Below are 13,821 nucleotides of genomic sequence, written 5' to 3' on the forward strand. Positions count from 1 at the left end.
GCATGAACAGCACGGTACGGTCCGAGGTTCATGAAATCACAGAAAATTCCGTATGCGGTATTTTCCTGAACAGGGTGAAGGCCAACGCCGATGAACCCTGTGTCGCTTATAGAAAAGAGGATACTTTTCACGATGTGACCTGGCGCGAGATGGGCGACATGGTCCACAGCCTGGGAGCCTGGATGATACACGAAGGCGTGGTCCGCGGCGACCGGATAGCCATCTTTTCCGGGACACGGTACGAATGGTGGATCACCGATTTGGCCTCGCTCCTCACGGGAGCCGCCGATGTTCCCATATACGCCACAAACACTGCTCACGAGGCCTACTATATACTTTCCCATTCCGCGGCCTGCCTGTGTTTTACCGGCGACAGGGAGCAGACGGACAAAGTACTGGCCGTCCGGGACAGCCTTCCGGCGCTGAGAAAAATCATAGTCTTCGATGATATCCTTATTGACGATCCCATGGTAATTACCTTTCAGAAGGCCATCGAAGAAGGCCGGCAGCGGCTTGACCTGCTGAACCCCGATAGCGCGCAGAACGCCATCACACCCCGCGACCTGGCCACCATCATATACACATCGGGAACAACGGGCGACCCCAAGGGCGTCATGCTGTCCCACGGAAATCTCATCGCCAACGTGCGCCAGGTCCACGACCATTACCGGAACAAGCTCACCATCAAGCACGACTTTCTTTCATTTCTCCCGCTCTCCCATGCCCTGGAAAGAATGGGAGGATATTACCTGGCCATCAGCACCAACACCAAGGTTTCCTTCGCACGGGATATCTCGACACTCCTGGAGGACCTGAAGGCAGTGCGGCCCACCTCCTTTGTAGCCGTGCCCCGCATGTTCGAGAAGATCTACCATGCCGTGCAGCAGAGGGTCAGGGAGTCGCGGAAACTGCGCCGCATCATCTTCTCCCGCGCCATGAATGTTGCCCGAAAAAACGTGGAATACCTGGCTCATGACCGGGAGCGGAAAGGGATCTTCGCGCTGCGGTATGCCCTGGCGCACCGGCTTGTTTTCTCGCGTATCAAGAACAATCTCGGCATGGAGCGTATCCGCTTCGCCGTCTCGGGAGGCAATGCGCTTTCCGGAGAGATAGCCCGGTTTTTCATGGGACTTGATATCCGCATCATTGAGGGATACGGCCTCACAGAGACATCTCCCGTGGTAAGCGCCAACCGTCCCGATCTCATCAAGCCCGGGGCCGTGGGTAAAATTGTCCAGGGCACCGATGTCCGGATATCACCTGACGGTGAAATCCTCATCAGGGGGCCCCAGGTCATGACGGGCTATTACCGCGACGATGCGGCCACGGCGGAAGCCTTCACCGATGACGGTTTTTTTAAAACCGGCGATCTGGGCTTCTTCGACAATGACGGATACCTGCGCGTTTCGGGTAGAATAAAAGACATCATCATTACGTCGGGCGGCAAAAATATATCGCCCATGAATATCGAGACAAACCTCATGTATTCGAAATACATCGAGCAGGCCGTGGTAATCGGCGACGGCAGGAATTTTCTCACGGCCCTGGTGGTCCCCGATTTTGAAAACCTCGAGGCCTGGGCCGTACGGGAGGGAATCGCCTTCGGCAGCAGAAAAGAACTGCTTCTCCATGAAAAGGTGCGTTCGTTGTTCAGCGATGAAATCGATCACTACCAGAAGGATTTTTCCCGCGTGGAACAGGTGAAAAAATATACACTCATGGACGAACCGTGGAGTCAGGAGCAGGGAGAGCTCACGCCCTCTATGAAGGTGAAACGACGGGTCATCAATGAGCGGTATGCCGAAATTATAGAATCCATGTATAACGAAAAAAATCCTGAAGTCTGACCGCTCCGGGGGCTCTGTCCCCATTGTTACATCCCGGGCTCTGTCCCTCCCGGATCAGTTCCATGCTCTGACCCCGTGTTTCCGCCATACAATATAATTGTATTTGAATAATTCATGAAAACCGGTACAATCATTAACAATAACTAATAATGCATCATCGATGCCTTGATTAATCTCTCAGCCCAGAATAATTGTTGACAATTATACAATACTATTGTATATATTGCAATATCATATTTAAGCTTCCCAGGAGGGTCCATGAGCGCCATCAATGTGGGAATAATCGGCCTGGGCCGGATTGCCGATGTCCATTATCCAGGTTACCGGAACAATAAAAGAGCACGGATTTATGCCGTATGTGATATAAATGAAGAACTGGCCGTGGCGCGGAAAAAGACCTGGAAAGCCGTGAAACACTATACGGATTACCGGGAAATGCTTCAGGACCCTTCCCTCGATGCCGTGGAGATACTGTCGCCCCACACACTCCATGAACCCATGGTCCTGGACACTGCCGCATCGGGGAAGCACATCGCCCTGCAGAAACCCATGACGGTCAGCCTTGAAAGCGCGGACCGCATGATCCGCGCCGCCGATGCGGGAAAAAATATATTCCGCGTTACCGACAATTATGCCTTTTACCCGCCCATCGTCCTGGCAAAAAAAATCATTGAAAGCGGCGATATCGGTGACCCCGTCAATCTCAGGATAAAACTCATTGGCGGCGGTTCCGGCGGCTGGAACATTCCTCCCGAGTCATGGCAGTGGCGCCTCAGGGAAAGCCGTGAACGAGGCAACACCCTGGGACTCGAAACCTTTGACCACGGCCATCATCTGTGGACCACGGCGTGGTACCTCATGGGCGAGGCCGAGCGGGTCTCGGCGTGGATCGAGTTCATGGACGGCATTATCGACGCTCCTGCCGTGGTCACCTGGCGGTTTAAAAAGGGCTATTTCGGAAGCACTGAATTCGTTCACCTGCCGGACCTTCATATCCCGTCGAAATATTACGCCAACGACGAATGGATCGAGGTGAGCGGAACAAAGGGCATGATACTTGTGCGCCGTTGCACGGGCCTTATCCTGGACGGGCCGCCCGTAAGCGTATTTACCAACCGGGGATGGAAACACTACACGGGCGTTAAATCGGACTGGGGTGAGGGATTCCGTATTGCCACGGGCAATTTTATAAACGCTATTCTCGGCGTGGAGAAGCCCCTGCTCTCGGGTCCCGAAGCGCGTGATATACTGAAGTTCTCCCTGGCTGTACAGAAATCGGCGCACCTGCGACGCGAGGTCTATCTTGACGAAATGGATGCGTCTTTCCCCGCCCTGACCCGCTTCAGGAAAAGACGGCATGACATGAAAACAGAAGATACGGGACGAAGCCTCCTGGAGCGGCTCGGTCTCTCGGCCGACCTTTCCAGGTACGCCCCGCAGGCCCGCTCCCTCACGGAAGAATTCATCGGGAAATTCAACAAAGCGGCAGCAGCGGGATGGAAGGCCTCGATAGGACTGCATATTATCGCCGAGGGAGGCGCAGCGGATACGAGCTATTCACTGCTCATCAATGACGGGGAACTCACTGTTAAAGAAGGGGAAACACCGGTTTCACCGTCCCTGCTGATCCATGTACCGGCCGGGACCTGGGCCGCCATTCTCCTGGGAAAACGGAAAATCGAGATGGCATACCTTCAGGGAAAACTGAAAATTGAGGGCAAGGCCGAGGAGGCGCTGAAACTGCGGTCCGCTTTCGGAATATGAACACATAACAGGGAGGCTCCAATGAAAAACACCATGACAGCTGCTCAGGACAGGGTTTCCACGGGTATGAAGCTGGGCTACGGCCTGGGCGACTTCGGCGCCAACATGGTCTACCAGTCCGTCATGCTCTACCTCATGTTTTATTTTACCGATGTGTTTCTCATCGGCGCCTCGGCTGCCGGAACCATCTTTCTCGTGGCGAAATTCTGGGATGCCGTGACCGATCCAATAATCGGCTTCGCGTCGGACGCGACAAAATCCCGGTGGGGCCGGAAACGCCCATATCTCCTTTTCGGCGCTGTGCCCCTGGGCGTTAGCATGTATCTGCTTTTTGCCTCACCAGCCATACCGGAGTCATGGAAGGTGATCTACGGGCTCGCGGCTTTCCTTCTGGTCTGCACGGCCTATACCGTGGTGAACATCCCCTATGGCGCCCTGACCGCCAGTCTCACCACGGATTCCCATGAGCGGTCGCGGGTTACGGGTTACCGCATGTTCTTTGCGATCCTGGGGACCCTGGTGGTGGCCGGCGCCACGAAACCCCTGGCAGGCCTTTTCTCATCGCCGGTTCAGGGATGGCGCTTCGTGGGCCTGGTGTACGGCATCATCGCCGCTCTTTTCACGCTTATAACTTTTTTCTCCGTCCGGGAGAGGATCCAGACCGGGACCGAGAAATTCAGCCCGGGTGATATCAGAAAAGTCGTCCTGGCCAACAGGCCCTTCATCGTTCTTTCCCTGGGCATGGTAATGCACCTGGGCGCCATCGGCATCCTGGCCGCCATGGTGAATTACCATTTCAAATACAATTTCCACCGTGAATCCTTTGTGCCCCTGGTCTTCCTCTGCCTCTTTGCCACAGCTGCCGTAAGCATCCCGCTGTGGGTCTACCTGTCAAAAAAAATAGGAAAGAAAAACGCCTTTAATACGGGCATGCTCATCGTCGCCCTGTGTCTCATCGTCCTGTTTTTCGTGAAAAATTTCAATATGGGGATATTCATTCCCCTGTTCATTGTCACCGGCATCGGCATATCCACCATGTTTTTCAGTCCCTGGGCCATGATCCCTGACACGGTGGAATACTCGGAGTGGAAGACAGGGCTGCGCCGCGAGGGAATCCTCTACGGTTTTTTTTACTTCAGCCACAAGCTGGCCGCTGCCCTGGCGGGCTTCATCACGGGCCTGGGACTCTCGGCCATCGGATACCTGCAGCCCCTGGAAATCAACACCGTTATAACGGCACAGGAACAGGGCACATCAACTCTGTACGGCATCAGGCTCCTCGCAACGCTGGTTCCCGTGGCACTGATCATGATCGGTATTTTTTTCATAAGCAGGTATCCCATTGACGAAAAAATGCACACCGGCATACTCGAAGATCTTCGCCGGAAAGAATGAAGGCCCGGGAGAATACCCGATATCCCCATCATAATTCCTTCAGGGGCCTGATGCTGAAATCGCCGGATATTTTAGCCAGTTCTATTTTATTGCCGATGCCCAGCTTCCCATAGATATTGGTCAGGTGCGTTTCGACTGTTCGTTCCGTGATCTTCAGCTGTGCCGATACGCTTTTATTGGTGAGCCCCGACAGTATCAGAAAAATTATTTCCATCTCTCTCCCGGTTATTTTGAAATATTTCCGAAACTGGCTGACTCCCTTGTTTTCCCGCGAGACCACGAGTATGGCGGCAAAATCACCGAACCGGTCCGACACTCTGGAAATGTATGAATCGGTAATCACATTCTCCGGTTCTTTCCGGTAAATTATCCTGGCGCTGAAAGAATCGATCCTGCCGGAAATCAGTTCGTCGAGCATTGCTGGCAGGCCGTCATCATGCTCTACCAGTTCCAGAAAATTTTTCCCGCTGAAATATCCGGCTCTCCCGTTGAAAATCCCGTCGGAGCCGCCGTTTACTTCCAGTATTCTTTTTTCGGGACTGAGTATTATTATACTGTCATGGATGAAGGGCAGTATGTCAAAGGCCATATCCCTGATGCTGAATGAGAGAAACTTGTATTTAATCATGGCAAAGAAAACGCCGTACAGATATACCGCGAAAAAATAGGGAGTAAGAAGCGGTGCTTTATATATCTTTAAAACCGGCAGGATCATGAGAAAACAGAATCCTCCGCCGTATGAAAGAAATATGGCAATCATCACAGTTTTCGCCTGTTTTTTTTCCTTCTGCAGCGAAGCTGATCTGCTGAACATGAAAAGATAATATAACATGAGTAATGCGATGCAGGTCAGGTAAGGGGAATAGAGAAGAAACCAGAACCGGGTACCAACCAGCTCGTACACCCACAAGCCCTTTACCCTCGACACCTCCAGCATTTCCGGTCCCCTGAGTATAAAAACAGCGAATATGATGCCGGAAAAAAGAATGATTGATACTACAACGAAATGTTTCAACTTCTGTCTGGTAAATTCAAGGTTGAAATACAGTGATTCAAGCAGGAATAATATTAAGACTATATTATATATACTCTGGAATAATTTGACATTCAGTGCCGTTTCCTGCAGCTGAATTAGTATGGTGAAGAGTATAACCGCATTCAGCAGCATCGAATTCACGAAGAACAATCTGTTTATCCTGCTGGATCTATCTTTGAGGAATATGTAGAAGCCGAGGATAAAACAGCTCGTGGATATAGCGGCCAAAGATGACATGTAGAAGACCAGCATCATATTCACTCCCGGACCAGTTTGTCCCGCCCGCAGCCTTTACTACTTTTTACCGGGGACTGCCTGTTCGGAATATCCCAGCAGGGATGATATCTCCAAACCGGCATTTCTTATTATCTCACTGTAACTTTCCTGATGGGGCATGATGAGGTCCCGGGATCCCGAGATCCCCACTGAATAGGCCACATCGCCGCGGTTGTTCAAAACCGGCGCGGCATAACAGACAACGCCCGGTTTATATTCTTCGTTGTCCAGGGCAATACGATCCCGGCGCGCCTCCAGGACCCTCTCTTTCAGAGACGTCTGGTCCGTTACGGTAGTGTCGGTAAATTTTTTTATTTCCAGACCGGAGAGAAACGTATCAAGCCGCTCCCCGTCGAAAAAAGAAATGAGAGCCCTTCCCAGGGCCGTAACCCAGGCCGGTTCCCTGGTGCCCACGGAAATATGCATGGTGAGACTGGCCCGGGGCTGTTCCACGGCAATGAAGACCACGTCTTTCCCGTCCAGGACAGCCAGGTGCGTATTCTGCTTTGTTTCCATGCAGACGCGCTGCATAATGGGGCGGATGATAGTTTCGATCCGGGACTGCTCGCCGAAGGCGCCGGCCAGTTCCATGACCCTGTATCCCAGGCTGTATTTTTTTGTTTCCCTGTCCTGGCGGACAAAATCACTCTGCACCAGGGTGGCGATGAGGCGAAACACCGAGGAACGGTCAATAGTGAATGACTCGGCTATTTCGTTAAGGGAAAGGGGCCTTTCCGCCTTCCCCAGGATCTGAAGTATTTTCAGTCCCCGGTCCAGGGATTGGATAGTCATGTTGGACATATTGTACCTTATACAAAAATTGTTTCTTACTATACAATGTTGTACATTATCATTATGGCTGTCAAGAAGATAAACACGAAACTTGAATTTGAAGAATGTTCAGTTTAAATCTCTTATTTTTGGTGCAATCATGGTATAAAAATCAAAAATTATTATTGACGATTATACAATGCTGTTGTATATTTTGCAATATTACTTCTCGAGGAACTGCCATGCTTTATAAAGACTTTTCCGTCATGCACGGAATGAAAGTAGAGAAACCCTTCGAAAGAGAACTGAAGGTCATAATGTCGCCTGAAACCGATGAAGAGGTAAAGGACTTTACCTTTATCATTTCAACCCTGGCGCCAATGGGCGGGTGCACAGATTTTCATGGACATGAAGATGCGGGTGAACTCATGATTTTCATGTCCGGAACAGGCAAGGCATGGGTTGGCGACACCGAATATGACCTGAAACCCGGCGTGGCTATCTATGCACCGGCCGGTATACTGCATAAAACGCTCAATACGGGCTCTGTCCCCCTTGAGATTGCCTGCGTGTTCACACCGGCAATCTCCACCAGCTATGTGCTGAAAAATATAAAGGCTGCTAAAAAGGCGCAGATATGATACAATTATCCTGAAAAAAGGAAGCCCCTATGGAAAAGCTCATTATCACCGCTGCCCTCACCGGAGGCATCCACGGCAAGGAAGCCAACGCTGCCCTGCCGGAACAGCCCGATGAGATAATCCGCGACGCCATGGACTGCTACAATGCCGGCGCCGCCCTGGTCCATCTCCATGCACGCGACGCGGAAGGAAAAGGCGTGGGAGATCCCGCCATATTCAGAACCCTGAACAGCGGCATCAGCAGCCGGTGCCCTGTCATCATCCAGAACACCACGGGAGGTCCCGGTATTCCCATTGAAAAGCGCATCACCAGTCTGGATGCCGGTCCCGAATCGGCATCGCTGAACATGGGTTCCGTTGTATTCTTCTACCGTGACCGGGAGATCCCTTTTTACAACCTTCGCTCTGAGATAGAAACATTTGCCCGTGAAATGCTTGAAAGAAATATCAAGCCGGAAATGGAAGTGTACAATCCCTCCATGTTCGGCGAGGTGCAAAACCTCATTGACAAGGGACTGCTGAAAACACCCTATTATATAAACTTCGTCATGGGTGTGGGGGGCATGGGAGGATACCCCGGCACTCCGGAAAACCTGGTCACCATGATAAATCATCTCCCCGAAGGATCCGTCTTCAATGTATCTGGCATCGGGCGGTGCCAGCTCGCCATGAATACCATGGCAATCATAACGGGAGGCCATGCACGCACGGGCCTCGAGGATAATGTTTTTTATCACAAAGGCGAACCGGCGGCAGGCAATGCCCGGCTCGTTGAGCGTGTCGTGCGCCTGGCACGGGAACTGGGCCGTGAGGTTGCCACACCCAATGAGGCGCGCGCCATACTGGGTATGGGAGCGTAGCCCTCCGGTTTTCAATATCTTTCATACAGCGGCCCTGCAGCCGTTGTCAACATGGAGAAAACAATGAAGATAGCAGTGTTAAATGAAACCAGCGCAGCGGACCGTAACAGCGACATCATGGCGGCCCTTGACGGACGGGGCCACGAGATTGTAAACGCCGGCATGAAAAAAAGCGGCCAGACTCCGGAAATATCCTACATTCACACGGGATTCATGAGCGCCCTTCTGATCGCCTCGGGCAGGGCCGATTTTGTCGTGGGAGGCTGCGGAACCGGCCAGGGATACCTGAATTCCGTTATGCAGTATCCCGGTATCTTCTGCGGGCATATCGTGACCCCCCTGGACGGCTGGCTTTTTACGCAGATCAACGGCGGTAACTGCATATCTCTCATGCTGAACCAGGGCTATGGCTGGGCCGGTGATGTAAACCTGCGGTTTATTTTTGACCATATTTTCAGCGTGGAGCGGGGATGCGGTTATCCCGAACATCGGCGCGAACCGCAGAAAGAGTCGCGTCTTCTTCTTGAAAACATATCCTCCGCCACTCATACGACCATGCCGCGAATAATAATGGGCCTTCCCGATGAAGTGATAAAACCATCCCTTTTCTATTCCGGTTTCATGGATATTCTGGATATCGACACTATGGGCGACAGGGATATTGCCGCCGCCGTAAAAGAAAGAACGGAAAGGTGACTGATATGACCGGCATTACTATAAAGGAACGGGCTGACCTGATCAGGGACTGCGGCGGCATCGAAGAGGCCGTGACTGCCGGCAGACTCAGTCAGTTCCAGGACATAACCGTTTCAGAGGCCCTGGTCCTGGGGCTCCTTCGCCAGGGTGTATGCAAATACATCGGCATATTCGGGCATGGATCCACCGATATAGGCGAGGCCCTCCGCGTCTATGAAGACGCTGGACTCGTGAAAACCTATAATGTCCATCATGAAACCGCTGCCAGCCACGCTGCCACGGCTCTTAAAATTCTTACAGGAGAAACAGCGGCAGTCATTACATCAATCGGTCCCGGTGCGCTCCAGGCCTTCGCGGGATCGCTTACGGCGGCATCGAACGGCGCCGGGGTCTGGTATATTTTCGGCGACGAGACGACACACAACGAGGGTTTCAACATGCAGCAAATCCCCGGCGAGGGACAGGGTATGTTCCTGAAACTCTTCAGCGTCATGGGTAGCGCCTTTTCCATATTTGAACCCTGGTCCATTATTGCCGCACTGAGGGCCGGTTCCTCAGCCACAGGCGCAACGGCACATAACGGTCCATTTTTCCTCCTGGCTCCCATGAATGTGCAGCCCGCCGTACTGCGAAAATTCAACCTTCTCGAACTTCCGGAAAAATCGGAGCGAGCCGTCTGTGCCGAAACGCGGGAGCATGTTTTCACCGACGCAATTGAGGCGGTCCGAACCGCAAAAAATATCACCATCAAGCTGGGAAACGGAGCGCGGGGGTGCGGAAAGGAAATACTTGAGCTGGCCGGACTACTGGACGCGGCGATCGTTTCGGGGCCCAGCAGCCAGGGCATAGTCCCCTATTCGGAACAACGCAATATGACCGTGGGCGGTTCCAAGGGATCTCTTTCGGGAAACTGGTGCATGAATGAAGCGGACCTGGTTATCGTCATCGGCGCCCGGGCCGTGTGCCAGTGGGACTGTTCCGGTACTGCGTGGAAAAATGCCCGGCGCATAATTAATTTCAACATACATCCGGGCCATGCAGCCCATTACAACCGGAGCATCATCGTTGTGGGCGACGCAAAAACAAACCTTCGGGCGTTTATCCGGAACATGAAAAAAAACGGTTTCACGCCCGTTGACGGTTCGTCACCTTGGGGCATCGCCATGAAAGAAAAAAAGAAGCAGTGGGAATCCTTCAAACGGAAGCGGTATGAACTGGCGGGATTGCACGACCGGGTCTGGGGAAAACAGGTCATGACGCAGCCCGTTGCGCTGAAAACGGCCTGTGACTTCGCCGATAAAAAGAGTTATACTAAACTGTTCGACGCCGGCGATGTACAGGCAAACGGCTTCCAGATAATCGAGGACGAACGGGAAGGCATGACCTTCACCGATACGGGATCATCCTACATGGGCTTCTCCTCTTCGGCCGTTCTTGTCAGCGCCATGACGGGCCTCAAACCCATGGCCTTCTGCGGCGACGGCAGTTTCATGATGAACCCCCAGATACTCATCGACGCCGTGGAGCACGGTGCCGCAGGTATTATTGTCATATTTGACAACCGGTGTATGGCCGCCATAAACGGTCTGCAGAATGCCCAGTACGGTCATGGGTATAAAACATCCGATTCAGTTGTCGTGGACTACGCGGCCATGGCCCGGTCCGTACAGGGAGTCCTGGGACTTTTCGGCGGGTACACGGCATCAGAGTTTACCATGGCGCTCGAGGAAGCCGCCGGGCATCCCGGCCTGGCAGTAATCCACGTACCGGTCTACGGCGGTCCCGATGAACGGGCCGGCATGGGAGTCTTCGGCGACTGGAATGTGGGCAACTGGTGCGAAGGCGTTCAGAAGGAGCATCATCGCCTGGGGCTGTAAGGAGGCCTTAGAGATAATATCTCCTGCCCCTGCGGGAAACCAGACCCTCCTTTACCAGGTCATCAAGAGCCCGGGAGATCTTTTCCTCCGGTGCATTCACCGCTTTCACCATACCGCGGGCCGTCAGACCCTGATCGGCAATAAGCGCCTTCAATATCATCCCACGAACCTGCCGCGTTGATCCCTCGAAGGGACTTTGCTTCTGATGATGCCTGCTCTTTCTCCCGGGATTGGTAAAGTTTTTTTTCAGCATGACACCGAAATCCATGAGAGCGGAATACCAGTGATGGGGATTCTCCCTGTCCAGGGTCCGCTCCACTAACGGCACGATACTGCCGTCGTCCACGTCATCACCGTGGGGAAAAAACATATGGATAAAAACCGTTCTTATATTGGTTTCAACAAAGACAACGGGCTTATTAAAAGCAAAGGCGCAGATCGATGCGGCCGTCGCCTTCCCTATTCCCGGCAGCAGAACCAGCTCTTCCGGTGAATCGGGTATCACTCCTCCATATTTATTCATGACCTGCCCCGCCAGGCGGTGCAGCATTACCGCCCGCCGGTTATAACCCAGCCCCTGCCACTGTGCCAGTACACGGCCCTGTTCAGCCCCGGCCAGGCTCTCCAGTGTCGGAAAGGCCTTTATGAATTCCGTGAATTTTTCAGAAACACGGTCAGTCTGGGTCTGCTGAAGCATTATTTCAGAGACGAGGACATGGTAGGGATCCCCGGTTCTTCGCCAGGGAAAATCGCGACGGTACCGTTTATAGTAATCATAAACAATGGTTCGGAATGCCTTCACCTCTTCATCATCAATAGAGAGATCGTGGTTCCCCGTCATATACCGGGTCCTGAAATCCCCTACCCTGGGAAGAAAAGCATCTCCTGAATACATATTTTCATCCATAGTTCTGTTATGCGACACAGGGAATCATTTCGGCCTGTTTTTATCATTGTACAGTATCACACTCATGAGAGGTCCCAGTTCCTCAATCTTCACCGGTTTTGTAATATATTCATTCATGCCGGCCCTGAGGCATTCCTCCTTGATTACATCAAGCACATGGGCTGTCATGGCAAGAATCGGTACCTGCATGACATCGGGTCCGGCATCGCCCCGGCGTATCCGTTTTGTCGCCTCAATGCCGTCCATATCGGGCATCTCAATATCCATGAGTATGATATCATAGCGGTTTTCCTTTACTTTCTCCAGGACCTTTATCCCGTTTTTGGCCACATCAACGGAATGCCCCAGCTTCCGGAGAACTACGGTGGCCAGCCTCTGGTTCACTTCATTATCCTCGGCAAGGAGGATATTCAACTGACGAAAGGGAATTGATAAAGCATCGATTTGTGTCTGCAGCGTAGTATCGGACACTTCCTTCCCGGGTTTCAGCATGATATGAAAAGAAAATACGCTTCCCCTCCCCTCGACGCTCTCAACGGTAATGGATCCACCCATCATGGCCACCAGGTCCCTGCATATACTGAGACCCAGGCCCGTCCCGCCATAGTTCCTCGAGGTAGTATCGTCGGACTGGGTGAAACTTTCGAATATAATGCCGAATTTCTCTTTCGGAATGCCGATTCCCGTATCCTTGACGGAAAAATATATTGTCAAACCGCCTTCGGCATCGGCACCGCTTTTTTTGTCGGCTCGCACACTCAACGTGACGCCGCCCCTGTGGGTGAATTTCAGCGAATTCCCGATAAGGTTTATGAGGACCTGCCGTATTCTGGAGGGATCACCTTTCAGATAACGGGGAACACCGGTATCAAGATCAAGAACCAGGTAGAGGCTTTTCTCACCCGCCTTGACGCTCATGGCTCTTATAACATCATTGAGAAAGCGGTGAAAATCAATATCAATCAATTCAAGAATGAGTTTTTTCGCTTCAATCTTGGAAAAATCAAGTATATCATTAATAAGCGTTATAAGATGGTCCGAAGATTCCCTCACCGTTATGAGGTAGTCGAGACGTTCCTCGTCATCGTCGGTCATCAGGGCCAGGTTCGTCATCCCGATAATGGCATTGAGAGGTGTTCGTATCTCATGACTCATCCTGGCCAGGAACTGGCTCTTGGCGTGATTCGCCTCCTCGGCCCTGGCCACGGCAATACGCAACTCAGTCTCTGACGTGGTTCGTATTTCCACCTCCCTGACAAGAGACTCGTTCATCCTCTTTAGTTCTTCCGTTTTCTCATCCACCTTCTCCCGGAGATATTTTTTATATTCATGGTTCTGCTGAATGAGAGCCGCCCGCTCCAGGGCCTTTTCAATGGCCTGCAGCATGAGCTCCATGCTCTCCATAGGTTTGGTTATATAGTCCCAGGCGCCTTTTCTCTGGGCCCTGATGACATCCTGGATTTTATCAGAACCTGACATAATAAGCACCGGCAGGCTAATATATTCACCGGTCAGTTTTTCCAGCACCTTGAAACCATCCATTCCCGGCATCCTGAGATCAAGAAGGACGCAATCGGGCTTATACTGTTTCATAAGCACGAGACCGGTCTCCCCGTCGCCGGCTTTCAGTACATTATAGCCCGCCTGTTTGAGATAATCCTCCACCAGGGAGAGCATCATCTCATCGTCATCGATACATAGAATTGTGTATTTTATTTTTTCCATAATAATACTATCCCCGGCACACCACC

The 13,821-nt window shown here is 52.2% G+C and carries 11 protein-coding genes; 7 read left to right on the forward strand and 4 right to left on the reverse strand.

Going from position 1 to position 13,821, the window contains the following annotated elements; genetic code table 11:
- Window positions 1–2 precede the first annotated feature (2 nt).
- The 3 genes from CVV44_06855 (at window position 3) to CVV44_06865 (ending at window position 5,006) form a co-directional block, all read left to right on the forward strand.
- Entirely contained in the window at window positions 3–1,847 is a 1,845-nt protein-coding gene (locus tag CVV44_06855) for a long-chain fatty acid--CoA ligase (GenBank protein ID PKL39935.1), read from the forward strand.
- A gap of 258 nt (window positions 1,848–2,105) precedes the next feature.
- The gene (locus CVV44_06860; GenBank protein PKL39936.1) at window positions 2,106–3,611 is read left to right on the forward strand and encodes a hypothetical protein; all 1,506 of its coding nucleotides are present in this window, start codon (window positions 2,106–2,108) and stop codon (window positions 3,609–3,611) included.
- 21 nt (window positions 3,612–3,632) lie between these two features.
- The gene (locus tag CVV44_06865) at window positions 3,633–5,006 is read left to right on the forward strand and encodes a hypothetical protein (GenBank protein ID PKL39937.1); all 1,374 of its coding nucleotides are present in this window, start codon (window positions 3,633–3,635) and stop codon (window positions 5,004–5,006) included.
- A gap of 28 nt (window positions 5,007–5,034) precedes the next feature.
- Here the strand turns inward: CVV44_06865 and CVV44_06870 are convergent, their stop codons facing one another.
- Window positions 5,035–6,297: a hypothetical protein gene (locus tag CVV44_06870; GenBank protein PKL39938.1), complete on the reverse strand. Its 1,263-nt coding sequence runs from the start codon at window positions 6,295–6,297 to the stop codon at window positions 5,035–5,037.
- 39 nt (window positions 6,298–6,336) lie between these two features.
- Window positions 6,337–7,119 carry a hypothetical protein gene (locus tag CVV44_06875; protein PKL39939.1) on the reverse strand — a complete coding sequence of 261 codons (783 nt, stop codon included), beginning with the start codon at window positions 7,117–7,119 and terminating at the stop codon, window positions 6,337–6,339.
- Between the two features lie 95 nt (window positions 7,120–7,214).
- Here CVV44_06875 and CVV44_06880 point away from each other — a divergent pair, with 95 nt between their 5' ends.
- The 4 genes from CVV44_06880 to CVV44_06895 all read left to right on the forward strand — a co-directional run bounded on the left by CVV44_06880 (window position 7,215) and on the right by CVV44_06895 (window position 11,163).
- Entirely contained in the window at window positions 7,215–7,730 is a 516-nt protein-coding gene (locus CVV44_06880; GenBank protein ID PKL39940.1) for a hypothetical protein, read from the forward strand.
- Window positions 7,731–7,759: 29 nt separating this feature from the next.
- A complete protein-coding gene (locus CVV44_06885) occupies window positions 7,760–8,590 on the forward strand; it encodes a 3-keto-5-aminohexanoate cleavage protein (protein ID PKL39941.1) in 831 nt (276 codons plus the stop codon).
- Between the two features lie 63 nt (window positions 8,591–8,653).
- Complete coding sequence (locus CVV44_06890) at window positions 8,654–9,286, forward strand: ribose-5-phosphate isomerase (protein ID PKL39942.1); 633 nt, start codon at window positions 8,654–8,656, stop codon at window positions 9,284–9,286.
- A gap of 5 nt (window positions 9,287–9,291) precedes the next feature.
- The gene (locus tag CVV44_06895) at window positions 9,292–11,163 is read left to right on the forward strand and encodes a thiamine pyrophosphate-binding protein (GenBank protein ID PKL39943.1); all 1,872 of its coding nucleotides are present in this window, start codon (window positions 9,292–9,294) and stop codon (window positions 11,161–11,163) included.
- 7 nt (window positions 11,164–11,170) lie between these two features.
- Here the strand turns inward: CVV44_06895 and CVV44_06900 are convergent, their stop codons facing one another.
- Entirely contained in the window at window positions 11,171–12,004 is an 834-nt protein-coding gene (locus CVV44_06900) for an endonuclease III (protein PKL40136.1), read from the reverse strand.
- Between the two features lie 90 nt (window positions 12,005–12,094).
- The gene (locus CVV44_06905) at window positions 12,095–13,795 is read right to left on the reverse strand and encodes a hypothetical protein (protein ID PKL39944.1); all 1,701 of its coding nucleotides are present in this window, start codon (window positions 13,793–13,795) and stop codon (window positions 12,095–12,097) included.
- Between the last annotated feature and the right edge of the window lie 26 nt (window positions 13,796–13,821).

Source organism: Spirochaetae bacterium HGW-Spirochaetae-1, assembly GCA_002839375.1.
Classification (GTDB): domain Bacteria; phylum Spirochaetota; class UBA4802; order UBA4802; family UBA5550; genus PGXY01.